The following is a 23879-nucleotide window of genomic DNA, read 5'->3' as shown; positions in this document are numbered from 1 at the left end:
CGTGTCCCAGCACGGCCGGCCACGTCGGTGCCGTCGTCGGGCCGGCCGTGCTGGGACACGACACGCTCCACCTCCGGCACGGCGGCGATGATCCGGCGCATCCGGTTGACGTAGTCGTTGCCCTCCTCGAGCGAGATCGTCGCCGGCATGGTGCCGCGGATCCAGAGGTTGCCCTCCTCGAGCTTGGGCAGGAATTCGAGCCCGAGGCTGCGCACCGTGAGGCCGATGCCGACGAGCAGCACCGCCGTGCAGGCGAGCATCAGGATGCGGTTGCCCACTGCTGCCCGCACCGCCGGCCGGTAGATCCGGTCCAGCGCCCGCACCAGGATGGTCTCGACCTCCTTGACGTGGTTCGGCAGGAGGATCGCCGACAGGACCGGCGTCACCGTGAAGGTGGCGATCAGGCCGCCGAGCAGCGCGTAGGCGTAGGTCTGCGCCATCGGCCCGAAGATGTAGGCCTCGACGCCGGTGAGCGTGAAGAGCGGCAGGAAGCCCGTGACGATGATCGCGGAGGCGAACAGGATCGAGCGTCCGACATCCGAGGCGGCGAACGAGATCTTGTGCAGCTTGGCTTCGAAGGCCGAGGCCCGCGCCGGCGAGCCGCCCGGCACCGCCCCGTGGCCCGACAGGTAGCGGAAGATGCTCTCGACCATGATGACCGTGCCGTCGACGATCAGTCCGAAATCGAGGGCGCCGACGGAGAGCAGGTTGGCCGATTCGCCGCGCGCGACGAGGATCACCACGGCGAAGAACAGCGCGAACGGGATCGTCGCCACGACGATGAGGGCGCTGCGCAGATTGCCGAGAAAGAGCCACTGCACGATCAGGATCAGGATGATGCCGACCCCCATGTTGTGCAGCACGGTGTGGGTCGTGACCTCGATCAGGTCCGAGCGGTCGTAGACGCGTTCGATGCGCACGCCCGGCGGCAGGAGGCCGGACGCCTCGATGCGGGCGACCTCGGCCTTCACGGCCTCGATCGAGGGCGTGCTCTTCTCGCCGCGGCGCATCAGCACGATGCCCTGGACGATGTCGTCGTCCTCGTTCATGCCGGCGATGCCGAGCCGCGGCTGATGCCCGATCGACACGGTGGCCACGTCCCCGATCAGGACCGGCGCCCCGTTCACCTGGCTGATCACGGTGGCGCGGATGTCGTCCACCGAGCGGATCAGCCCGACGCCGCGCACCACCGCCGACTGGCTGCCGATGCTGATGCGGTTGCCGCCGACATTCAGGTTGCTGTCGTTGAGGGTCTGGACGATCTGCGGCAGGGTGACGCCGAAGGCGTTCAGCCGGTCGAGATCGACGGCGACGTCGTAGGTCTTGGTCTTGCCGCCCCAGCCGATCACGTCGATGACGCCGGGCACGGCCCGGAAGCGGCGCCGCAGCACCCAATCCTGCAGCGTCTTCAGATCGAGCACGCTGTAGCCGGGCGGCGCCCGCAGCCGGTAGCGGAAGATCTCGCCGATCGGGCTCACCGGGGAGATCGCCGGCTTGGCGCTGTTGGGCAGGCCGTCGAGCTGGGCCAGCCGGTTGAGCACCTGCTGCTCCGCTTCCTGGTAGGTGAACTCGAAGCCGAACTGCAGCTTCACGTCCGAGAGGCCGTAGAGCGAGCTGGAGCGGACCTGCTTCAGGTTGGGCAGCCCCGAGGTGATGATCTCGATCGGGATCGTGATGTAGCGCTCGACCTCCTCCGCCGAGAGGCCGGGCACCTGCGTGATCACGTCGACCATCGGCGGGGTCGGATCCGGATAGGCCTCGATGTTGAGCGAGCGGAAGGCCATGGCCCCCGCCGCGATCAGCAGGACGAAGCCCAGCACGACGAGCACGCGCTGCCGCAGGGCGAGACCGACGAGTCCTCTCATGGGGTCCTGCTATTCAACTGGGCATGATCCACGGTCGTGGTCACCGGCTCGGCCACGACCATGATGCAGAAAGCATGTCCTGAGCAGATCGGCCCCGAACCGTTCCGCTCCGGGTCGGCGCTGCGGAATGCCGGGCGGCCTCACTCCGTGGCGGCCATGCGGTCGACGAAGAGGGCGCCCTTCGAGATCACCTTCTCGCCGATGTTGAGCCCGTCGAGCACCTCGACGTTGCCCCCGCTCACGATGCCCGCCTTGATCCGGCGGCTCTCGACCGCGTTGCCCTCGCCGAGCACCCAGACGCTCGCCCGGTCGCCCTCGAAGATCACCGCCGCGCGCGGCACCGACAGGGAGGCGGCCTCGCGCTCGTTCACGATGCGCACGCTCGCGTACATCTCGGGCTTGAGCAGGTTCTGGCGGTTCTCGACATCGGCCCGCACGGTGATGCGCCGGCTTGCGGGATCGACCGATGAGCCGATGAAGTTCACCCGCGCCTCGAAGATCCGGTCCGGGAAGGCGAGGACGCGGAAGCGCACCAGTTCGCCGAGATCGACCTTGGCGGCGTCCGGCTCGCGCAGCTGGGCCACGAGCCAGACCTTCGAGAGATCGCCGATGACGTAGGACGGATCCGAACCGCCGGTGGTGACGTACTGGCCGGGGCCGATCTTGCGCTGGATGATCGTGCCGCTCAGCGGCGCGTTGATCATCGTCTCGGGGTTGATCGCCCCCTTCTGCTGCAGCGCGGTCATGTCCGCATCGGTGAGGCCGAGGATGCGCAGCCGGTTGCGGACCGCCTCCAGCCCGACCTCGGCGGTCCTGAGGTCGTTCGTCGCGCTAGTCAGGTCGTTCTGGGCGCTCTGCAGCTCGCGCAGCGTGGTGGCCCGCGTCTCGTAGAGGTCGCGCTGGCGCTTCTCGGCCGAGGTCGCGAAATTGAACTGCGAGCGGCTCTTGTTGAGGACGTTGAGGGCCGCGAGGTAGTCGTTCTGGGCCTGGACCATCTCGTTGGCCTGGATCGAGAACAGGCGCTGGCCCTGCTCGACGCGCTCGCCGGTGCGGCCGAAGATCTGGACGATGCGGCCGGGATAGGGCGAGAAGACCGGCGTGGCCCGGTACTCGTCGACGCTGATCTTGCCCTCCGTGGCGATCTCCTCGGAGAAGCGGCGCGCCTCGACGGTGTTGACCGTGAGCGTCGCGAGTTGCGCCTCGGTGAGGATAAGGCCGCCGTCGCGGGGCGGCACGAAGGCCGAGCCGGGCGTGACGACGGGGGCGGCCTCGACCTTTGCCGGATGACGGTACCAGAAGGCCCCGGCGCCGCCGGCGACCAGGACCGACACGACCAACAACTGCACCCAGGGCCTCATCGCCAGAGGCCGGAGATCCTGGTCGGCTACGTCGTTCATGGACCGTGACCCGTGGGAGGCTGCCGAACCGTTGATCGTGTCGTGACGACCGGACCGGGGACCCGCTTCTGCAGGCGAGTGCCGCCGCGCCGGTACGCGGACTTTGCGACGCGGATGTGTCGATGCTCCCGGTTCGCCCGGGAGGTCAAGTGATTCCGTGGCCTAGTCCGAAACCTCCCACAGCCGCACTTCGTTCCGGCGGGACGCGGGCAGTCGAGGCCGCGCGCGGCACGCCTTTGACGCAGGTGAGGCGAGCGGGCGATCAGACCGGCCGCAGCAGCACGTGCTTCTTGCGCCCGAACGAGAGCTTGATCACGCCCTCGCCCGTCACGTCGCCGGGGGTCAGGACCGCGCGCTCGTCCGTCACGGCGGCGTCGTTGACCTTGAGGCCGCCGCTGCGCACTTGGCGGCGCGCCTCGCTGGTCGAGGGCAGGAGCTTGGCGTGGTCGGGACCGAACGCGGCCAGCACGCCGAGCCCGGCGGCCAGGAGCGATCCCGGCACCTCCACGGTCGGCAGGGTCTCGGGCGCGGCCCCCTCCTCGAAGGTGCGGCGCGCCGTCTCGGCGGCGGCCTCGGCGGCCTCCCGGCCGTGCAGCAGCGCGGTGGCCTCGGTGGCGAGCACCTTCTTGGCCTCGTTGATCTCGGCGCCGCCGAGCGCCTCCAGCCGGGCGATCTCGGGCAGCGGCAGCAGGGTGAACAGGCGCAGGAAGCGGCCGACATCCGCGTCCTCGGTGTTGCGCCAGAACTGCCAGTACTCCCAGGGCGAGAGCAGGTCCGGATTCAGCCACACCGCGCCCGACGCCGTCTTGCCCATCTTGGCGCCCGAGGCGGTGGTCATCAGCGGGCAGGTCAGGGCGTGGAGCTGCGGCGTGCCGAGACGCCGCCCGAGATCGATCCCGTTGACGATGTTGCCCCACTGGTCCGAGCCGCCCATCTGCAGCGTCACCCCGTAGCGCCGGTTCAGCTCCACGAAGTCGTAGGCCTGCAGGATCATGTAGTTGAATTCGAGGAACGACAGCTCCTGGTCGCGCTCCAGGCGCAGCCGCACGCTGTCCATCGACAGCATGCGGTTGACCGAGAAGTGGCGGCCGATGTCGCGCAGCATCTCGATGTAGTTGAGCCGGGTCAGCCACTCGGCGTTGTCGGCCATCAGCGCGTCGCCCGCGGCGTCGCCGAAGCGCAGGAAGCGCGCGAAGGTCTTGCGGATCTCGGCCTTGTTGGCGTCGATCTGCTCCAGGGTGAGGATCTTGCGGCTCTCGTCGCGCCCCGACGGGTCGCCGACGCGGGTGGTGCCCCCGCCCATCAGGGCGACTGGCCGCCCGCCCGTCGCCTGCAGCCAGTGCAGCATCATGATCGAGAGCAGGTGCCCGATATGCAGCGACGGCGCCGTGCAATCGTAGCCCACATAGGCCGTGAGCCGGCCCTCCCGGGCCGCCGCATCCACCCCGGCGAAGTCGGAGCACTGGTGGACGTAGCCGCGCTCGAACAGCACGGCGAGGAAGTCGGAGCGGGGCACGAAGGAATCGGGCGCGGCCATCGGTACGGGTCTCGTGGCGGGCAGGATGGGGCGGCGGGACGAACCCCGCCCCGCCATGCTAGGTCCGGGGAATACGCGCCGGCTCATAGCAGCGCGCGGCCACGAACGCACGGGGGCAGGCGGATGGGGCGGGTGATCGGCCTGATGAGCGGCACCTCCCTGGACGGGATCGACGTCGCGCTGATCGAGACCGACGGCGAGACCGTGACGGCGACGCGCGGGCATAACGGCCATCTCGACCCGCTCGGCCCCACGGGCTACCGCGCCTATGCGGAGGAGGAGCGGGCGCTGCTGCGCCGGGCGCTTGCCGACGCCCGGGCGGCCAACCGCCATACCGACCGGCCCAGCTGCCTGGCCGAAGCCGAGGAGCTGATCACCCGCCGCCACGCGGAGGCCGTGGAGGAATTCCTGGCCGCGAACGGGCTCGTCCCCTCCGACATCGACGCCGTCGGCTTCCACGGCCAGACCGCGGTGCACAAGCCCGGCCAGGGCCTCACCCTGCAGATCGGCGACGGGCAGGCGCTGGCGCGCCGCCTCGGCATCCCGGTGGTGGGGCAGTTGCGCCTCGCCGACGTGCGGGCGGGCGGGGAGGGGGCGCCGCTGGTGCCGGTGTTCCACCGGGCGCTCGCGCAGGCCGCGGGCTTCACCGGAGGCCTCGGGATCCTCAACATCGGGGGCGTCGCCAACGTGACCCTGATCTCGGCGGCGGGCGAACTTCTCGCCTTCGACACCGGCCCGGGCAACGCCCTCCTCAACGACTGGATGAAGGAGCGCACGGGCGCGGAGTACGACGAGGACGGCGCCACCGCCGCCCGGGGGCGACCGGATCCGGCCTTCCTGCGCTGGCTGCTCGATCATCCGTACTTCGCGCGCCGACCGCCGAAATCCCTCGACCGCGACTGGTTCTCGCACAAGCTCGCAGGCTTCCTCTCCACCGAGGACGGCGCCGCGACGCTCACGGCCTTCACGGTCGAGGCGGTGGCGCGGGCGCTCGCCTTCGCGAGCGAGCCGCCGAGGCGCTGGATCGTCGCGGGCGGCGGCGCCAAGAACGCCGAGATGCTGCGCGGGCTCGCCCGCTGCCTGTCCGCCGAGATCACGGTCGCGGACGCGATCGGCTGGTCCTCCTCCCACCTCGAGGCGCAGGCCTTCGCGTATCTGGCGGCGCGGGCGAGGCGCGGGCTGCCGCTCACCTTCCCGGGCACGACGGGGGTCGGCGCGCCGCTCACCGGAGGCGAGACCTACCTGCCGTGAGCGCCGGCCGGCCCGACCCCCGCCGGCCGATCGGCCGCGCCGCATGAGCCTCGGTCACGCCCTGCGGCGGATCGTGCGGGACTATCCGCTCGCGCGCCTCGATCCGCTCCCCGGCCACCCGCTCGCCGAGATGATCCGGCGGGGCGCGGCCGACGAGGTGCGCGCCGCCCTGCCGCAGGAGGCACGCGGCTTCCTGGTGAAGGGCAGCCCCGAGCGGGGGCGGCACTGGGCGGCGGTGCCGTGGATCGCGGTGTTCGATCCGGCCGTGACCACCAGCGCCACCCGCGGCATCTATCTCGTCTACCTGTTTCCCGCTCACCGGGAGGCGGTGCATCTCTCGCTGGCGCAAGGCACCGTCGCGGCCATCCGGGCGCACGGGCCGCGGGCCGAGACGGCCCTGCGCCTGGACGGCGACCGGTTGCGGGCGCTGGCCGCGGACGCGGCCGCCCATCTGCCCGCGACCGCGATCGCCCTCGGCAGCCCGGGCGAGCTGCCGCGCGGCTACGAGGCGGCGCACATCCTCGGGCTCACCTACGGCCTCGCCGATCTCGGAGACGAGACGCGGCTGCGGACCGACCTCGCGGCGGCGCTCCGAGCCTACCGCCGCCTCACGGCGCGGATCGCGGCGCTGCGGCCGTCCGCCGCCGGCCGCCCGGCTCGGGCCTGACGGTTTCAGGCCGGCGCGAGGCACGCCCGAACTCACGACCGCGCCGGGCGTCATTGCGATCGGTCACCGGGCCGTGCCGGCCAGGAGCGGGGTGATCTCTGTCCCGGGCCGACGTGATCCTCCGATCAACCCCGATGACCGACCGTTCACGGGAGGACGCCACGCTCCTCGCCCGGATCATCCGACAATGCTCCGTCCGCGCCGGCAGCATATTCCCCCGGGCTCGTCATTGCACGGCGTCGGGGATGACCTCGATACCGGCCGCCACCGCGATGCCGCCGGTGATGGTCGCGAGTTCGTCGACGAGTTGTTCGGCCGAGATGGCCCGCGCCCAGCGCGACAAGCCGGCCGCCACCATCGCCCGGCCGACTTCGAGGTCCGAGGCCCCTCCCTCCGTCAGACGATGCGCCGCAACATCAAGCGCTCCGGCCAGCGCACGGACGACCTCCTCGCGGTTCTCATGCTGCGACATGCCCGGCATCCTCTCTCAAATCGACGACAGCTCTCAACAGAATCTTCTTATTCCCTTGAGTAAACACGGCCTGTGTCCGTCGTTTCGGTTGAACGATCGAACATACACTTACACGAACGTAGCGAGATTTTTTGGTTCGGCAACCCTTGGCGGACCGGAAGTTTGCTTCGGACGCGAAGGCCCATGCTGAACTAGGCAAGCGAGGTGCCAGATATCATCTGATGTCTCTATCGCAGATGTCGGGCTTGACAGGCTGTGGGATCTGATTATTACAATCTAAGATTGCACAATCGACGCCGTCAAGACCGGCTTGATGCGGTGCAGCATCGCATCGGCGCGGCGGCACGCCGTCGCGTTCCGCCCGACGCGCACGTCAGGCATGCAGCCGAGCGCGGCGCGCCTGCGAGGGGAGCCGCGTTCTTGGCAACGGACTGCTCCCGCTACGGCCGTGTTCGGCCGCCCTGGGGTCAGGCGGTCGGAGAGCCCCGAACATGTCTCGGCTGCACCTCGCCCTCGCTGCGGCGATCCTTCTCGCCGGATCCAAGCCCGGCCCCTCCCGGGCGCAGGTCCCCGATTCCTGCCCGCGCGGCCTCAAATGGGCGGCCGGGGCCTGCGTACGCGCCTGCCCGGGCGGGTACGAGGATCAGGGCGACCGCTGCGTCTATCGCAACCTGTCGCGCTGAGACGACGGCCCGTCACGCGGCGCTGCGCCAGCGCTCGGGCCGGCTGAAGGCGTGAAAGACGTAGAAGCCGAGCTGCCGCGTCGCGTCCTCCGCCGCGACCGGCCTGAACTCGACCGGCACGGCCGCCATGTCCTGCAGCGTATGGCTGTAGGCCCAGCAGGCGCCCTCTAGGAATCCCGGCACCGGCTTGTCTTGCCGCACTGCACAGTAGAGTTCGGGCTTCTCGCGGTGCCGGAAGACGTTGTAAGTCCCTCTGATCAAACGGCGCTGTCGATCCATGATGCCGCCTCATCTGCTGGAGGCTTTGAAGCACAGGATCGGCGGGATGGAATTAACATAGGCTCAACGGTGGGCACGGGCGTGCGCGGACGCCGTCCGGGAACGGTCCGGCCAAGGTCGTGGTTCTTCGGACCCGACCGTGGAGACCCCTTGCGTGAGACATCTCGTTCGCCTCGCTGCTCTCGCCGCCATGCTGATCGCCACCGGTGTGCCGGCCCAGCCCGCCCCAGCCGAGACCCAAGAGGTCGAGACCGAAGAGGCTGAGCCCGGCCCCCCGCCGCCGCTGCCGGCCCTTACCGACCCGAATGCACGGTCCGCCGAGACGCTGAACGAGCCCGGCCCGCGCTCCGCCATCCCGCGCACGCTGCGCAGTTCCGGCTCGCGGGCGGGAGGACCGGCCAACGAGCTCAATCCCGGCGGCCTGCCGGAGGAGCCGGTGCCGCCCCGCGGCGACCTCGCGGCCGTGCTGACGGGCGCGAACCTGTTCCACGGCCATTATTGCGGAGCCGGCCAGCGCGGCGAGGGATTGGCACCCGTCGATGCGCTCGATGCCGCCTGCCAGCGCCACGATGCCTGCTTCGACGCGGCGGGTCATCGCTCCTGCGCCTGCAACCTCTCCTTGCAGAAAGAAGCCACGGCCGTGTCCGAGCGGCCGGGCTTGGCCCTGGAGGTCCGCCGCCGCGCACTGAGCGTCGCGCAGGCCGCCGAGGTGATGGCCTGCCGCGAACCCTGAGGCGGGGTCAGCGCAGCGGCCAGACGAGCAGGATCAGCGGCACGCCGGCCACCAGCACCAGCAGCGAGAGGGGCGCGCCGAGACGCGCGTAGTCGCCGAAGCGGTAGCCGCCCGGCCCCATCACCAGGGTGTTGCACTGGTGGCCGATCGGCGTGAGGAAGTCGCAGGCCGCCCCGATCGCCACCGCCATCAGGAAGGCGTCCGGCCCGTAGCCGAGCGAGCGGGCGAAGCTGGCGGCGATCGGCGCCATCACCAGCACCGTCGCGGCGTTGTTGAGGAAGGGCGTCACCGCCATGGCGGCCAGCATGATCAGCCCGACCGCCCCCCAGGCGGGCAGGAGCGCACCGACCTGCGACAGCCAGCCCGCGAACAGCTCGGTCGTGCCGGTGGTGCGCAGCGCGTCGCTCACCGGGATCAGGGCGGCGAGCATGACGAGGATCGGCCATTCCACCGCCTCGTAGGCGTCGCGCGCCGGCAGCGCGCCGGTCATCACCATCATGAGGGCGGCGGCGAAGAAGGCGAGCGCCACCTCCGCGAGGCCGAACGCCACGGCCGCGACCGTGAGCACCAGGATGGTCAGGGTGATCCAGCCGCGGCGCGCGCTGCCGAGCGGCAACGAGCGCTGGGCAAGCGGAAGGGCGCCGAGGTCGCGCAGGTGCTGGGGCATGGCCGCGACATCGCCCTGCAGCACGACCACGTCGCCGGCCCGCAGGGTGATGTCGCGCAGCCGCTCCGTGAAGCGCTTGCCGGCCCGGCTCACCGCCAGCAGGTTGACCCCGAAGCGCTGGTGCAGGACGAGCTGGCCGGCCGAGCGGCCGATCAGCAGCGAGGTCGGCCCGATCACCGCCTCCACGGCGTGCGCCCCGTCCGGGTTGTCCTCGCGGGCGGTCGGGCGGTTCTCGCCTTCCAGCGTCAGGCCGGCCTCGCCGACGAAGCGTTGCAGGGCCGCCGGCTCGCCCCGCAGGATCACGCTGTCATGCGCCCGCAGCACCGCGTCGGGCAGGGGCGAGGCCCGGCGCGTCCGGTCGCGCACGATCGCCGTGACGGCAACGTCGCCGTCCGCCCGGGCGGTGAGGTCGGCCACCGTGCGCCCGGCGATCGCCGAGCCCTCCGGCACCTGCGCCTCCGTGGCGTAATCGGCCACCGCTACCGCCTCGTCCAGGGCGACGGTGCCGCGGCGCTCGCGCGGGATCAGCCGGTAGCCCACGCTCAGGAAGGCGACGCCCAGGACCGCGAGCCCGACTCCGACGGGGGTGAAGTCGAACATCGTGAAGGGCGTGCCGGTGATCTCGCCGCGCAGGCGGGCCACGATGATGTTGGGCGAGGTGCCGACCTGCGTGACGAGCCCGCCGAGCAGGGCGCCGAAGGCCATCGGCATCAGGAACACGGCGGGCGAGACGTGGCCGCGCCGGGCGATCTGAAATGCGATCGGCAGCATCATGGCGAGCGCGCCGATGTTCTTGATGAAGGCCGACAGCACCGTGACCGTGACGACGAGGCCGACGAGCTGGGCGCGCGTGCTGCGCAGATGCGGCGCGACATGCCGCAGCGCCGCCTCGATCGCTCCCGACCGGGCCACCGCCGCACTGACGACGAGCGCGCTCGCCACGATGATCACGATGTCGTCCGAGAAGCCGCTGAACGCCTGCTTCGCCGGCACGAGGCCCGCCGTCACCGCGGCGAGGAGCGCGCCGCCCGCCACGACGTCGTAGCGCATCCGCCCCCAGACGAAGAGCACCATCATGCCGCCGATCACCGAGACAGCCAGGATCTGGTCCAGCGTCATGGGGTCACCGGCCCGAAGCGGCGCCGGCGGCGATGGGATGGTGTGGTCACGCGGGGCGTCTCCCTCTACTGCCTCGGCCGGGAGCGGGCGCGGGGGGACCCGCGACGGCTCGGTTCGGCCTCCGACGAGGCGGGGCGGCGACCTCTCAGGTCGGTGACGGTGGCAACTCGGGGTGAGGGGACCGGTTCCTGCCCGGCGCGGGCCGGCCGGGCCGTGCGAACACGCAATGCGGATGCCCGGCGGATGCCCGGCGGCGGCTCGGACTGCCAGTCATGCCTCGTCTGCAGCCAGCATCGCGCCGGTTCACTGGGCCGACCCGCCTGTTGCCCGACGTGCACACCCGGCGCGAATCAGGCAATCCTCAGCCCTTGCCTGCGAACGATGAGGGTTTGTTCGCGTTCTTCAGGGGTTGGCTCGCGGGATTCGATCATGATCGGCAAGCTCATCTCGTCCGCTCTGCGCCGGAAGGAGCACCCGGACATCGGCGAAAACTTCGGCGATGCGGCAATGCCGGATGAGGCGCTGTCCTTTCCGCCGATGCAGCCGCTGCACCCGCCGCCGGCCCAGAACGACGACCCGCTCCAGCCGCTCTGCGAGGCGGTCGAGTCCGAGCTGCGCGAGGCCGGCTTTTTGCGCTGAGGACCGTCGCAGGCCCCCGTCGCGACACCGGCGATGGCGGCGAGACCGGATCAGGCCCGGATCCGCACCGGCACCGACTTGGCGGCCGGCGTCTTCGATTGCGCGTCGTGGTGCGAGAGCGGGATCAGGGGGTTCATCTCGGGGTAGTAGGCGCCGAGGCAGCCGTCGGGCAGCGAGAAGGGCGTGACCGTGAGCCCCGACACCATGCGCTCCACACCGTCCTGCGCATCGCCGACCAGGGCGACGACCTGCCCCTCGCGCAGGTTCGCCCGCCGCATCTCGTCCGGGTTGATCAGCAGAACGGTCCGCGTGCCCTCGATCCCGCGCAGGCGGTCGCTGTAGCCGTAGATCGTGGTGTTGAACTGGTCGTTGGAGCGCAGGGTGATGAGGCGGTAGCGGCCGGGCGCATCGGCGAACCCGGTGGAGGACAGGCGCTCGGTGGTGGTGAACTCGGCCTTGCCGCTCTTCGTCTTCCAGATTCTTTCGCGCGCCGAGTTGCCCCGGTAGAAGCCGCCGGGCGTCCACATCCGCGCGTTGAAGTCGTGGAACTCCTCCGGATAGGTCTCGGCGATGAGGTCGCGGACCAGAGCGTAGTCGCCGGCCCACTCGTCCCATGTCACCTTCGGGTTGGGCGCGAGCGTCGCCTTGGCGAGGCCCGCCACGATGGCGATTTCGGAGCGGAGATGCTCGCTCGCGGGGCTGCGGCGGGCGAGCGAGCCCTGGATGCAGCTGAACGTGTCCTCGATGGTCACAGCCTGCGGCCCGCTCTTCTGCCGGTCCTCCTCGGTGCGGCCGAGGCAGGGGAGCAGGTAGGCGACCTCGCCGTTCACGAGGTGGCTGCGGTTGAGCTTGGTGGCGACCTGCACGGTGAGGCGCATCCGCGGCCAGGCGGCTTCCATGCGCTCGGTCTCGGGGATCGCCCGCAGGAAGTTGCCGCCAAGCCCGATGAAGGCCTTCACGGTGCCGGCCAGGATGCCCTCGCAGGTCTCGACGGTGTTGAGGCCCTTGTCGCGCGGCGGCTCGAACCCGTACTGCGCGGCCAGACGGTCGAGGGGCACCAGCTCGGGCTTCTCCGAGATGCCGACCGTGCGCTGGCCCTGCACGTTCGAGTGCCCGCGCACCGGCGAGATGCCGGTGCCGTCGCGGCCGATGTTGCCCTTGAGCAGCAGCAGGTTGACGAGGAGCGCGACGTTGTCGTGGCCGTGCGCGTGCTGGGTCAGGCCCATGCCGTAGAAGGCGCAGACCCGGTCGGCCTCGACGTAGACTTGGCCGGCGGCCTCGATGTCCCGGCGGCTCAGGCCGGATTCGCGCTCGATCGCCTCCCAGGGCGTCGCCCGGACCTTGGCCTCGAACGCCTCCAGCCCGTGCGTATGCTGGGCGAGGAAGTCGACGTCGAGCACGCGCCGCCCCTCCGCCTGGGCGGCATCGTCGGCGGCGAAGACATGCTTGCACAGGCCCGTCAGCACGGCGATGTCGCCGCCGGGGCGGACCTGATGGTACTGCGTGCTGATCCGCGTCTCCTGGCCGGTCAGCATCTCGACCGGGCTCTGCGGATTGGTGAAGACCTCCAGCCCCCGCTCCCGCACGGGGTTGAAGGTGATGATCTCGACGCCGCGCCGGGACGCCTGCCGCAGGGGATGCAGGAAGCGGGGCGAGTTCGTCCCCGGGTTCTGGCCGAAGAAGAACATCGCGTCGCAGTTCTGGAGATCGTCGAACACCACGGTGCCGACGCTGGCACCGATCGTCTCCTTCAGCGCCACCGAGGTGGTCTCGTGGCACATGTTGGACGAGTCGGGCAGGTTGTTGTGGCCGTAGAGCCGCGCAAACAGCGCGTACAGGTAGGCGGTCTCCAGGCTGGCGCGGCCCGAGGTGTAGAAGACGGCAGTCTTGGGATCGAGCCGGCGCAGTTCGGCGCCGATCTCGCGGAAGGCCTCGTCCCAGCCGCACGGCACGTAGCGGTCGCGCGCCCGGTCGTAGCGCAGCGGGTGCGTGAGGCGCCCCTGCTGCTCCAGATCGTAGTCCGACCATTGCCGCAGCTCGGTGAGGGTGTGCTTGGCGAAGAACTCGGGGGTGCAGCGCCGGGACGTCAGCTCCCACAGCGTCGCCTTGGCGCCGTTCTCGCAGAACTCGAAGGGGTGGTGGTCGGCGGGCTTGGCCCAGGAGCAGGACACGCACATGAAGCCGCGCGGCTTGTTCTGCCGAAAGAGCGTCTCGGTGGCGAGGGGCGTCGCCCATTCCTTGCCGAAGATGCTCGCGATGCCCCGCACCGAGCCCCAGCCGCCGGCTGGGCTGTCGTAATGCACAGTACCGGGCTCGGGATCGTGCGCGCTGGTATCCTGCGACATCTGGTTCTCCTCCGGCCGGAACCGGCGCGCCGTTGCGACACGGCGTGCGGCGCCCCAACGAACAGGTGGGGCGATTGGTTCGATCGGGCGGCTCGTCTTCGGCGACTACAGGGGCAGGGCCGGTTGCCGCAGGGCGCTGCGGCGCATGGCCGGGGAACCTCGGCGGCAGACCTACGGTTGGCCCCGCGACCGGGATGATTGATGACGGCTTGCCATCACGAGGGGGCGGCTCGTGCGGCGCCGGGCATTCCGGCCTCCCTTCACCTCATGAGAGGCATCATGGTCCGATACGCCCTTCCGCTTCTCCTCGCCGCAGGATTCGCGGCGCCGGCACTCGCGCAGCAGCCGGCGGGCACCCGCGCGCCGGCGATGCTGCTGCACGGCAATTACTGCGGCCCGGGCAACAATGCGCCGCTCCCGCCGGTGGACGCCCTCGATGCGGCTTGCGCCCGCCACGACGCCTGCACGCCGCGCGGCGGCCTGCCGAGCCAAGCCTGCAACCTGCGGCTCCAGCGCGAGGCCGAGATGATCTCGCGCGATCCGCGCCAGCCCGAGGACGTGCGCACATTGGCCGGCCTCACGGTGATCGGGGCGGGACTGCTGCCCAGCGCGCCGGCCACGGCGGCTCCGGCCTCGGCCGCCTACGCCCCGCTGCCGCACGGGCCGGAGGCGTGGGACGACGAGGAGGAATAGGCGGCGAAGCGCTCCTGACAGCTCACGGCCCCGGGATCAGCGGGCGGGCCGCAGCCGGTCGAGCAGGGCGGGGTCGGGATAGCCGTCCGGCACCAGTCCCTCGGCGGCCTGGAAGGCACGGATCGCCGCCCGCGTGCGTGGGCCGACCCGTCCGTCGATGCCGCCGACCGGGAAGCCGCGCGCCGCGAGCCCGGTTTGCAGGTCCCGGCGCTCCTCGGCGCTGAGCGGCCGGTCGCCGCGGGGCCAGTCCTGCGCGAAGCCCGGCTCGCCGCGCAGGCGGTCGGAGAGGTGGGCGACCGCGAGCGCGTAGGACAAGGCCGTATTGTAGCGCAGGATGGCGTCGAAGTTCGGCAGCAGCAGGAAGGCGGGTCCGCGCGCCCCCGCCGGCAGCAGCAGCCGGGCCGGCGTCTGCATCTCCGCAAAGGCGACCGGCCCGGCCGGGCGCAGGCCGAGACGCTGCCACTCCGGCAGGGGGCGGGCCGTCACCTCGTCGGCGAGGGCGACGTCGAAGCCCGGCGGCAGCACCACCTCGTAGCCCCAGCGCTCGCCGGGACGCCAACCGACGCCGCGCAGGTAGTTCGCGGTGGAGGCCAGCGCATCCGGCACCGAGCGCCAGATGTCGCGCGCGCCGTCGCCGTCGAAATCCAGCGCGTGGCGCAGGGCGGTGGTGGGCATGAACTGCGTGTGGCCCATCGCGCCCGCCCAGGACCCCGTCATGGCGCCCGGCGGCACGCTGCCCTGGGCGAGGAGGCGCAGGGCCGCGACCAGCTCCTCGCGCCACAGCGCGGTGCGCTCGCCGCCGCCGCAGGCGAGCGTCGCCAGGGAGCGGATCACCGGCCGGACCCGGGCGAGATCGTCGAGCACCGCGCCGTAGCCCGACTCGATGCCCCAGATCGCCACGAGGACGTGACGGTCGACGCCGTAGCGCGCCTCGATGGCCGCGAGCGGACCCTCCCACTCCCTGAGCTTGGCCTGGCCGGCGGCCACGCGGGACGGCTTGGTGGCGGTGTCGAGATAGTCCCAGAGCGGCGTCTCGAACTCGGCCTGCCGCCGGGAGGCCGCCAGCACCTCGGGATCGGGCGTGAGGGGGACGAGCTGCTCCTCGGCCAGCGCCTGCGGGATGCCCTGCGCCTCGGCCGCACCGGCGAGGTCGCGGGTGCAGGCGGTAAAGGCTTCGGGTGCGGGAGCCTCCGGTGCCTGCGCGACGACCTGAAGGCCGGAGGCGACGAGGAGGGCGGCCCCCGCCAGGGCCGGGCGGCAGCGCCCGAACGAGACCAGCGCGCGCATCGGCACGGCTCCCAGGTTAGACACCGAAGCGGCCCAGGGCGGGCAGCTTGACCCCCGGCCGGCGGATGTCGAGCCCCGCCACCGCGCCCAGGATGTTGATCTCCAGCCCCTCGACCCAACCGAGGGTGAAGCCGAGATAGCCGCCGAGATTGACCCGCACGCCGCTGCGCGACGGGGTGAGCCCGATCCAGCGGCCGTCATACGGAAAATCCTTGCCGATGGCGGTGGCCGGCAGGCTCGCCTGCATCTCCGGCACCGCGCTCATCACCGCGGCCACGAAGGTGTTCGAGTTCGGCCCCGGCCACGCCTGATAGTCGCCCGGCTTGTCGTAGCGGTAGGTGCGGATGGTGTCGCGGATGCGCGGGATCATGCCCTCGGCCTCGGGACCGTCGGCCGCGAAGACGATCTCCGGCGTGCTGCCGAACCAGCGCCCGTCCGGGACGAAGCGGTCGACCCAGATCGGCAGGCCCCAGGCGGTGTAGTCGAAGCGCTGATAGGCGGAGGCGCCCGCCTCCTTGACGACGATCCAGCTGTGGGTCGCGACGATGCCGCGCCAGCTCACGGTGCGGGCCGAGAAGACGCGCACGATCGCCTCGGGGTGGCTCGGGGCAGCCGGCAGAAGCCCGGCGCTCGACCGGTCGGCCGAGCGCCAGTCGCCCCTGTCCTGCAGGAAGTAGAGCGCGGCCGAGACCGCGATCGGCGCGAGGAAGACCAGCGCGAACGCCAGTAAGATGAGCCTGAGCAAGGGAAGTCCGGAGACGACGAGACGGGTCGTGCTGATGTGGGTGTCACCGGCCACGCCGGAAAGAGGCGGGCCGCCGCACTGCACCATCCGGCCGCGGAGACCGGCCTCACGGCAGGAAGAGGGCGTCTCTGCGTGGCAGGGCCGGTGGAGGGCTGTTACCATCCCGCCTGAGGCCCGGGCCGTCGCCGCGCCGCGGTCTCGACCCGGTGCGTTCCCGCCCGGGACCGCCCCGGGCGGTTCGCCGCAGGCGGTTCGCCGCAGGCGGTTCGCCGCAGGCGACAGGGAGGCCGCGATGGCGGAGCACGTCTTCAAGGTGATCGAACTCGTCGGGACCTCGAAGGAAAGCGTCTCGGACGCCATCGACGTCGCGGTGCGGCGCGCAGCCGAGACGATCCGCAACCTGCGATGGTTCGAGGTGGTCTCGACCCGCGGCGACATCGCCGACGGCAAGGTTCTGCACTATCAGGTGACGCTGAAGGTCGGCTTCACCCTCGAAGCATCCTGACGCCTCGCGCCGTCGCCGCCGCCGCCGACCCGGCCAATGAGGCTCAGCCGTAGAGGCGTTGTTCGACCGCCTGGTCGGGGCAGCCCACCGCGGGCGCGAGCGGCGCGGGGCGTCCGAACAGGTAGCCCTGCGCCTCGCCGCAGCCCTCGTTGCGCAGGATGGCGGCTTGCGCCTCGGTCTCGACGCCCTCGGCGGTGACGCGCATGCCCAGGCTCGCGCCCAGGCCGACGATGGCCCGCACGATCGCCGCGGTCTCCGGGTTGGCGATGTCGGCGATGAAGGAGCGGTCGATCTTGATCTTGTCGAACGGAAACCGGCGCAGGTAGCTCAGGCTGGAATAGCCCGTGCCGAAATCGTCGAGCGCGATGCTCACGCCGAGGTCGCGCAGAACCATCAGGGTGGCGATGAGGGACTCGGCGTCCTGCATCAGCACCGTCTCGGTGATCTCCAGTTCGAGCCGGTGCGCGGGCAGGCCCGAGGCGCAGAGGGCGGCCAGCACCGTGTGGGCGAAGCCGGGCTGCCCGAACTGCACCGCCGAGACGTTGACGGCCATGCGCGCCTTGTCGCCGAAGGCGAGCGCGTCGGCGCAGGCCCGGCGCAGCGCCCAGGCCCCGATCTCCACGATGAGGCGCGTCTCCTCGGCGAGCGGGATGAACTCGCCCGGCGAGACGAGGCCGCGCACGGGATGACGCCAGCGCAGCAGCGCCTCGCGGCCGATGACCTGCCCGGTCTCGAGGTCGATCACCGGCTGGTAGTGCAGCATGAACTCGTCGCGGGAGAGCGCGCCGCGCAGGTCGAGTTCGAGCCGCTCGCGTTCCTCGACCGCCGCATCCATGGCCGCATCGAAGAACCGGAACGCGTTCCGCCCCTCGGCCTTGGCGCGGTACAGGGCGAGGTCGGCACGGCCGAACAGGACCGTGCCGGACTGGCCGTGCCCGGGCGCCAGCGCGATGCCGATGCTCACCCCGATGCGCACGTCGCGGCCGGCGACCGTGAAGGGCTCGTTCAGCTGGGCCAGCACCCGGCGGGCCAGGGCGGCGGCGTCCTGGGCGCTGCGGCTGCCGGCCTGCAGGATCGCGAACTCGTCGCCGCCGAGCCGCGCCACCGTATCCTCGACGCGAAGGAGTCCCCTGAGGCGCCGCGCCACGGCTTCGAGCAGGACGTCGCCCGCCGGGTGCCCGAGCGTGTCGTTGACCGCCTTGAAGCGGTCGAGGTCGAGGCAGAGGACGGCGAGCGATCCGCCGTGCTGGCCGATCTCGGCGAGGTGCTGGTCGAGGCGCTCGCGGAAGAGAGTGCGGTTCGACAGGCCGGTCAGCGGATCGTGGCGCGCCATGTGGGCGATCTGCGCCTCGGCCAACTTGCGGGCGCTGATGTCGACATGGGTGCCGACGACGCGGGTGGGCACACCCGAGCGGCTGCGCTCCACCACCTTGCCGCGCGACAGGACCCAGGCGAAGGTCCCGGCCTTGGTCAGCAGGCGGTGCTCGCATTCGTAGATCGGCGTGCGGCCCTCGATGTGATCCGCGAACAGGCGCAACGCCCGCTCGCGGTCGTCGGGGTGGATCAGGTCCTCCCAGTCGCGGCCCTGCCCGCCGAGTTCGCCCGGGGCATAGCCGAGCATGGTGTGCCAGCGCTCCGAATGCCACGACCGGCAGCGCATGAGATCGCGGTCCCAGAGCCCGTCGCTGCCCGCGTCGAGCGCCATGGTCAGGCGCTCCTCGCTGGTGCGCAGCGCCTCGCGGGCGGTGACGATCTCGTCGATGTCGAGCGCCGTGCTCAGCCACTCGACGCCGTCCTCGCGCACGATCGGCACGCTCACGAGCTTGTGCCAGCGATAGACGCCGTCGTGCCGCCGCAGCCGGCCCTCCACCGCGGTCGACGACCGGGTGGCGTGCGCCCGCATGCGCGCGCGGGAGACGCGCCGTGCATCCCCGGCGTGGTAGAGCACGGCACGGTCGTCGAGGCGCGTGTAGGGCGCCGACCCGAAGAAGTCGCGCAGGCGCGGGTTGGCGTAGGTGATGTCGCCCGCGGCATCCTCCAGCCAGACCATCTGCGGCAGGGCATCCGTGAGCGCGCGCAGGCGGGCTTCGCTCGCCGCAACCCGCTCCTCGGCGCGCTTGCGTTCGGTGATGTCGGTGAGGGTGCGCAGCACGCCGCCGCCGCTCAGGGGCAGGCTGCGCACATCCAGCACCATGCCGTTCGTGCGCGTCCGCTCCTCGACCGGGCAGGAGCCCGCGGGACCGGTCGCGTCGCGCAGGATCGCTCCGATCAGCGCGTCCTCACCCACCGCGGCGAGCGCCTGCTGCAGTGCGGCGAGGTGCGGCTTGCCGGCGAGGAAGCCGGGATCGAGCCCGAGAAGCTCGCTCGCCCGCCGGTTGGACACCGCGACGGTGCCGCCCGCATCCACCATGACGAGCCCCTGCTCCATGGTGTCGAGCGTGGTGGTGAGGAGCGCAGTGGCTGCCTGGAGCCGCTCCTCGGTGCGCCGCATCTCCGTGACGTCGAGAACGGTGCCGAAGGTGACGATGGAGGTCCCCGCCGGGTCGCGGTCGCAGAGCCCGCGCACGAGGACCGCCCGGATCTCCCCGTCCGGCCGGACGATGCGCGCCGGGTACTCGAAGCGCGTGCCGTCCGCGATGTGCCGGCGCAGCAGCGTGGTGACCCGCAGGTGGTCGTCCGGATGATAGGCGGCCAGTACGTCCGCCCGCGTGACCTGGGATCCCGCCCGGTCCAGGCCGAAGATGCGCAGGGCCTCGTCGGAGAAATACCCCTGGCCAGTCGACTGGTTGAACTGCCAGTGGCCGACATGGGCCATCTCCTCGGCCATCCGCAGGAGGCGGTTGGCTTCGGTCAGGGACGACCACGCACGGCTGACGTCCTGGCTGGGATGCACGACGACATCCTCCGCCGTCTGTGCCGATCGAGATTGCACGCGGGCGCTCCAACGACAGTGAACGGGCGTCACGCTGAAGGAATCGTCCTTCGATGAGATTAACGATCGACGAAATTGGAACCTCGAGTGCGGTGCAGTCCCGGTGTGACGGCGCGCCTTGTGCCATTCCGGATTGATAGAGCCGCGCCGAGGCCGCCGGCGGGCAGCCCGCTCCAAGGGCGCGTCGCGTTAAGCTTAATGAAGGCTTAAGGGTGCCGCGATACGGAAACTGGGTTAAGGTTCCCTTACTTCAAAGCAAGGGCATCGTGATGTCGTCGATCAACGCCGCGCGTCAGCAGGGTCTGAACGTCCGGGCGAAGTCTCTCCTGTCGCGCGTGACGTATCGGCGTGCCGTCGATGAAGACGATCGCGACGACATCTTCCGCCTGCGCTACGATGCCTATCTGCGGGAGGGGGCGATCGACGCCTGCGCCGCGGAGCGGTTCCACGATCCGGTCGACGAGCAGGACAATACCTTCCTGTACGGCGTCTACGTCGACGACGAGCTCGCGGGGTCGATCCGGCTCAGCATCACGCTGCCCCGGCACCAGGCCCTGCCGACCACCGCGGTCTTTCCCGAAATCGTCGGGCCGAAGATCGCGGCCGGCGCGGTGATCGTCGATCCGACGCGCTTCGTGGCGCGCCACACCATCTCTCGCCATCTGCCGGAGCTGCCCTACCTGACGCTGCGCCTGGCGTGGCTGGCGATGGAGCATTTCGACGGTGACTGGATCCTGCTCGCCATCCGGCCGGAGCACCGGGGCTTCTACCGCCGCTACTGGAGCGCCGTGGAGGTGTGCGAGGCGCGGCCCTACCCGAAGCTCGCCAAGCCCGTGGGCCTGTCGGTCGTGGATTACCGGGCGGTGAGGAATCAGGTGCTGGAGCGGCATCCCTTCCTGGCCTCGACGGCGTCCGAGCGCGTGGGCCTGTTCGAGCCGGCGATGCCGCTTCTGCCGCAAGCCGGCCTGCCGGGACACGTCTGGCAGGTCGAGCCGCGCCCGGCGGGCGCCGGCCTCGGCCTCTGATCCGACCCCGGGCCGCCGAGCGCGCGACGATGCTGCACCGGCGCTGGCTGATCCTGGCCGTCCTGTTCGCGGCCCGGACGGTCATCGCCTATCAGTTCCAGTCGGTGGCCGCCGCCTCCTTCGCGCTGCTGCAGGATGGAGTCCTCGACTTCGCGGGGCTGGGCCTGCTGATCGGCTGCCACATGCTGCCGGGCATCGCGCTCGCGCTGCCCGGCGGGGTCCTCGCGCATCGGTTCGGGGGCAAGCCGATTGTGCTGGCGGGCCTCGGGCTGATGGCGCTCGGCGGCGTGATGATGACGAGCCTCTCGACCGGCGCGCTCTTCGCCGGCCGCATCGTCAGCGGCGCGGGCGCCGCGCTCCTCAACGTGGTCCTCACCCGCATGGTGACGGACTGGTTCGTCGGGCGCGAGATGGTGGCCGCCTTCGGGATCTTCGTGGCGAGCTGGCCGCTCGGCATCGCCATCGCGCTCGTGACCCTGCCGGCGCTCGCTCTCGCGCAGGGCTGGGCGAGCGTTGCGCTCGCCAGTGCCCTGGCGAGCGTCGCGGCACTGATCCTCGTGCAGGCGTTCTACACCGATCCCCCGACGGCGACGCCCATCCATGCGCCGCGCCAGACGACGATCGGGGCGACGGTTCCTGCGCGCGAATACGGGCTGGCGGCGGCCGCGGGCCTGATCTGGGGGCTCTACAACGTCTCGCTCGTCATCTTCGTGTCGGCCGCGCCGGACATCTTCCTGGCGAACGGCTACCGCGTGGACACCGCCGGGCTCATCACCAGCATCCTCGGCTGGGTGCTGGTGATGGTCCTGCCGGCCGGTGGGCTGATCGCCCAGCGGGTCGGGCGCCCGACCGCCTTCTCGGTGGCGAGCCTCGTGATGATCGCCGGCGCCGCCCTGGCGCTGGCCCTGACCAGCCAGACCATCGCGTCCCTGCTGATCCTCGCCGTGATCTTCGGCCTGCCGGCGGGCCTGCTGCTCTCGCTGCCGGGCGAGTTGCTGTCCGCCGAGGCCCGGTCGAGCGGCATGGGCGTGTTCTACCTCAGCTTCTACCTCGCCATGACGGGACTGCCGGTCGTGGCGGGCATCCTGCGCGAGGCCACGGACACGCCGTCGAGCCCGATCCTGTTCGGTGCGGGCACGGCCCTGCTGGCTGCCCTCGGCATGCTCCTCATCGGACGATACCGCACCCGGACGACGCCCTGACGGAGCGGCCGGGACGGGCGGGCGATTGACCGCCGCACGCGGATGCGCGACGCGGGGCCGGACGTCGCGACGACGCAGGGAGGCCCACCATGACGACGAACCAGCGCCGCTACCGCATCGCGGTGATCCCCGGGGACGGGATCGGCAAGGAGACGGTGCCGGAGGGCGTGCGGGTGCTGGAGCAGGCGGCCAAGCGCCACGGCTTTGCCCTGGAGCAGGACTGGTTCGACTTCGCCTCCTACGACTACTACGCCCAGCACGGCCGCATGATGCCGGAGGACTGGAAGGAGCGGATCGGCAGCCACGACGCGATCTTCTTCGGCGCGGTCGGCTGGCCGGACAAGATTCCGGACCACGTCTCGCTCTGGGGCTCACTCATCCTGTTTCGGCGCGAGTTCGACCAGTACATCAACCTGCGCCCCGTGCGCCTGATGCCCGGCGTGCCGAGCCCGCTCGCCAACCGCCAGCCCGGCGACATCGACTTCTGGGTGGTCCGGGAGAACACCGAAGGCGAGTATTCGAACGCGGGCGGCCGGATGTTCGCCGGCACCGAGCGCGAGTTCGCCGTGCAGGAATCGATCTTCACCCGGCACGGCACCGACCGGGTGCTGCGCTTCGCCTTCGAACTGGCGCGGAGCCGGCCCAAGAAGCACCTGACCTCGGCCACGAAGTCGAACGGCATCTCGATCACCATGCCGTACTGGGACGAGCGGGTGCGCGCGATGGCCGAGCATTATCCGGACGTGCGGTGGGACCAGTACCACATCGACATCCTGACCGCGCATTTTGTGCTGAACCCCGACCGCTTCGACGTGGTGGTGGCCTCGAACCTGTTCGGCGACATCCTGTCGGATCTCGGCCCGGCCTGCACCGGCACGATCGGCATCGCGCCGTCCGGCAACATCAACCCGGACCGGCTCTTCCCCTCGGTGTTCGAGCCGGTGCATGGCTCGGCCCCCGACATCGCGGGCCAGGGCATCGCCAACCCGATCGGCCAGATCTGGTCCGGCGCGATGATGCTGGAGCATCTCGGCGAGCGGGACGCGGCGGCCGAGATCGTCGCCGGGATCGAGCGGGTCCTGTCCGAGCGGACACTGCGCACCCGCGATCTCGGCGGCAACGCCGACACCACGGCCTGCGGGCAGGCCGTGGCGGACGCGCTCGGCTGAAGGGCGGCGTCGACGCGCATTCCCGGGGACGGCGTCTGGGCGCCCGAGGCGGATCCGGTCGCGGAGCGGTGCCGGCGCGCCCGGCGCGGTGGCGAGCGGCCCGGCGGGCGGCGGCTTGCCATCCGTCGGCCGGTTGGCGATGCCGTTGGCGCTCCGGACGCCCGAACGACATCCGTCGGCGGATCTGCCCACCGGGCAGAAGCGGCTGCGACCGCCGGGACCGCAGGGCGGCGGTCGCCCGCTGACGGCGGAACCAAATTCTCCGTGTCGCCGTTGCGGGCTGGCTTTCGGCAGGCGCTGCACCTTCGGCCTAGCCGGTCCTGACGAGGAGAGACAGATGAGCAAGCTCGTTCGAGGCACCTTGACCGCGGCCGTCCTGGCCCTCGGCGCCGCCACAGCCTTCGCTCAGGGCGGCGGCGCGGGTGGTGCGGGTGGTGGTGGTGCCGGAGGGGCCGGCGGAGGCGGCGCGGGCGTCGGCGGCGGGGCCGGCGGCAGCGCGGGTGGCGGCCTCGGTGCGGGTGGCGGCGCCGGGGGCGCTGGCGGGGCCGGCGGCGCCGGGATGGGCCAGGGCGGCGGTGCGGGCGGCGATCTCGGGGGAAGGGCTGTCGGGCATGATGGTCTCTCGTCGTTGCGGCACGCCGCGTCGGGCCCGACCCTGCCGCGCCGG

The 23879-nt window shown here is 71.3% G+C and carries 21 protein-coding genes; 10 read left to right on the top strand and 11 right to left on the bottom strand.

Features of this window, described 5'->3' with window-relative positions; translation table 11 throughout:
* From MFF61_RS29530 to tyrS, 3 genes are all read right to left on the bottom strand, one after another.
* Positions 1-1865 (bottom strand): efflux RND transporter permease subunit (locus MFF61_RS29530; RefSeq protein ID WP_238241262.1); only part of this gene is annotated, 1865 nt, incomplete at its 3' end.
* Between the two features lie 140 nt (positions 1866-2005).
* Entirely contained in the window at positions 2006-3262 is a 1257-nt protein-coding gene (locus tag MFF61_RS29525) for an efflux RND transporter periplasmic adaptor subunit (RefSeq protein WP_238241261.1), read from the bottom strand.
* Between the two features lie 262 nt (positions 3263-3524).
* Positions 3525-4799: a tyrosine--tRNA ligase gene (gene tyrS / locus MFF61_RS29520; protein ID WP_238241260.1), complete on the bottom strand. Its 1275-nt coding sequence runs from the start codon at positions 4797-4799 to the stop codon at positions 3525-3527.
* 123 nt (positions 4800-4922) lie between these two features.
* Between tyrS and MFF61_RS29515 the strand changes: the two genes are divergently transcribed.
* Both MFF61_RS29515 and MFF61_RS29510 read left to right on the top strand, forming a co-directional pair.
* A complete protein-coding gene (locus tag MFF61_RS29515; protein WP_238241259.1) occupies positions 4923-6050 on the top strand; it encodes an anhydro-N-acetylmuramic acid kinase in 1128 nt (375 codons plus the stop codon).
* Between the two features lie 43 nt (positions 6051-6093).
* Positions 6094-6717: a DUF3578 domain-containing protein gene (locus tag MFF61_RS29510; RefSeq protein WP_238241258.1), complete on the top strand. Its 624-nt coding sequence runs from the start codon at positions 6094-6096 to the stop codon at positions 6715-6717.
* Positions 6718-6943: 226 nt separating this feature from the next.
* On the opposite strand, the gene MFF61_RS29505 is transcribed toward MFF61_RS29510, so the two are convergent.
* Positions 6944-7198: a hypothetical protein gene (locus tag MFF61_RS29505; protein ID WP_238241257.1), complete on the bottom strand. Its 255-nt coding sequence runs from the start codon at positions 7196-7198 to the stop codon at positions 6944-6946.
* A 482-nt stretch (positions 7199-7680) separates the two neighbouring features.
* Here MFF61_RS29505 and MFF61_RS29500 point away from each other — a divergent pair, with 482 nt between their 5' ends.
* Complete coding sequence (locus MFF61_RS29500; RefSeq protein WP_238241256.1) at positions 7681-7872, top strand: hypothetical protein; 192 nt, start codon at positions 7681-7683, stop codon at positions 7870-7872.
* A gap of 12 nt (positions 7873-7884) precedes the next feature.
* On the opposite strand, the gene MFF61_RS29495 is transcribed toward MFF61_RS29500, so the two are convergent.
* A complete protein-coding gene (locus MFF61_RS29495) occupies positions 7885-8133 on the bottom strand; it encodes a hypothetical protein (protein ID WP_238241255.1) in 249 nt (82 codons plus the stop codon).
* A gap of 208 nt (positions 8134-8341) precedes the next feature.
* Here MFF61_RS29495 and MFF61_RS29490 point away from each other — a divergent pair, with 208 nt between their 5' ends.
* Positions 8342-8884 (top strand): phospholipase A2 family protein, encoded by a 543-nt coding sequence (locus MFF61_RS29490; RefSeq protein WP_238241263.1) that lies wholly within the window; start codon positions 8342-8344, stop codon positions 8882-8884.
* Positions 8885-8891: 7 nt separating this feature from the next.
* On the opposite strand, the gene MFF61_RS29485 is transcribed toward MFF61_RS29490, so the two are convergent.
* Positions 8892-10670, bottom strand: a complete 1779-nt coding sequence (locus MFF61_RS29485) for an SLC13 family permease (RefSeq protein WP_238241254.1) — start codon at positions 10668-10670, stop codon at positions 8892-8894.
* 429 nt (positions 10671-11099) lie between these two features.
* Here MFF61_RS29485 and MFF61_RS29480 point away from each other — a divergent pair, with 429 nt between their 5' ends.
* A complete protein-coding gene (locus MFF61_RS29480; RefSeq protein WP_238241253.1) occupies positions 11100-11309 on the top strand; it encodes a hypothetical protein in 210 nt (69 codons plus the stop codon).
* A gap of 50 nt (positions 11310-11359) precedes the next feature.
* On the opposite strand, the gene MFF61_RS29475 is transcribed toward MFF61_RS29480, so the two are convergent.
* Entirely contained in the window at positions 11360-13654 is a 2295-nt protein-coding gene (locus MFF61_RS29475) for an FdhF/YdeP family oxidoreductase (RefSeq protein WP_238241252.1), read from the bottom strand.
* Between the two features lie 279 nt (positions 13655-13933).
* Here MFF61_RS29475 and MFF61_RS29470 point away from each other — a divergent pair, with 279 nt between their 5' ends.
* Positions 13934-14347: a phospholipase A2 family protein gene (locus tag MFF61_RS29470; protein WP_238241251.1), complete on the top strand. Its 414-nt coding sequence runs from the start codon at positions 13934-13936 to the stop codon at positions 14345-14347.
* A 36-nt stretch (positions 14348-14383) separates the two neighbouring features.
* Here MFF61_RS29470 and MFF61_RS29465 read toward each other — a convergent pair whose 3' ends face one another.
* Together MFF61_RS29465 and MFF61_RS29460 are read right to left on the bottom strand one after the other, a co-directional pair.
* A complete protein-coding gene (locus MFF61_RS29465) occupies positions 14384-15634 on the bottom strand; it encodes a lytic murein transglycosylase (RefSeq protein ID WP_238241250.1) in 1251 nt (416 codons plus the stop codon).
* Between the two features lie 16 nt (positions 15635-15650).
* Positions 15651-16379 carry a DUF3750 domain-containing protein gene (locus MFF61_RS29460; protein ID WP_238241249.1) on the bottom strand — a complete coding sequence of 243 codons (729 nt, stop codon included), beginning with the start codon at positions 16377-16379 and terminating at the stop codon, positions 15651-15653.
* 292 nt (positions 16380-16671) lie between these two features.
* Between MFF61_RS29460 and MFF61_RS29455 the strand changes: the two genes are divergently transcribed.
* Positions 16672-16884: a dodecin gene (locus MFF61_RS29455; RefSeq protein WP_238241248.1), complete on the top strand. Its 213-nt coding sequence runs from the start codon at positions 16672-16674 to the stop codon at positions 16882-16884.
* 43 nt (positions 16885-16927) lie between these two features.
* Here MFF61_RS29455 and MFF61_RS29450 read toward each other — a convergent pair whose 3' ends face one another.
* Positions 16928-19777: an EAL domain-containing protein gene (locus MFF61_RS29450; RefSeq protein ID WP_238241247.1), complete on the bottom strand. Its 2850-nt coding sequence runs from the start codon at positions 19775-19777 to the stop codon at positions 16928-16930.
* 308 nt (positions 19778-20085) lie between these two features.
* Between MFF61_RS29450 and MFF61_RS29445 the strand changes: the two genes are divergently transcribed.
* The 3 genes from MFF61_RS29445 (at position 20086) to MFF61_RS29435 (ending at position 23212) form a co-directional block, all read left to right on the top strand.
* Positions 20086-20841, top strand: coding sequence for an N-acyl amino acid synthase FeeM domain-containing protein (locus MFF61_RS29445; protein WP_238241246.1), 756 nt, complete (start codon positions 20086-20088; stop codon positions 20839-20841).
* Positions 20842-20870: 29 nt separating this feature from the next.
* The gene (locus MFF61_RS29440; RefSeq protein WP_238241245.1) at positions 20871-22043 is read left to right on the top strand and encodes an MFS transporter; all 1173 of its coding nucleotides are present in this window, start codon (positions 20871-20873) and stop codon (positions 22041-22043) included.
* Positions 22044-22132: 89 nt separating this feature from the next.
* Positions 22133-23212 carry a tartrate dehydrogenase gene (locus MFF61_RS29435; protein ID WP_238241244.1) on the top strand — a complete coding sequence of 360 codons (1080 nt, stop codon included), beginning with the start codon at positions 22133-22135 and terminating at the stop codon, positions 23210-23212.
* Positions 23213-23522: 310 nt separating this feature from the next.
* Here the strand turns inward: MFF61_RS29435 and MFF61_RS29430 are convergent, their stop codons facing one another.
* Entirely contained in the window at positions 23523-23825 is a 303-nt protein-coding gene (locus MFF61_RS29430) for a hypothetical protein (protein WP_238241243.1), read from the bottom strand.
* Positions 23826-23879 lie beyond the last annotated feature (54 nt).

Source organism: Methylobacterium isbiliense (assembly GCF_022179325.1).
In the GTDB taxonomy this organism is placed as follows: domain Bacteria; phylum Pseudomonadota; class Alphaproteobacteria; order Rhizobiales; family Beijerinckiaceae; genus Methylobacterium; species Methylobacterium isbiliense.
The sequence above is the reverse complement of the archived record's forward strand: the minus strand, read 5'-3'. Positions and strand labels throughout refer to the sequence as shown.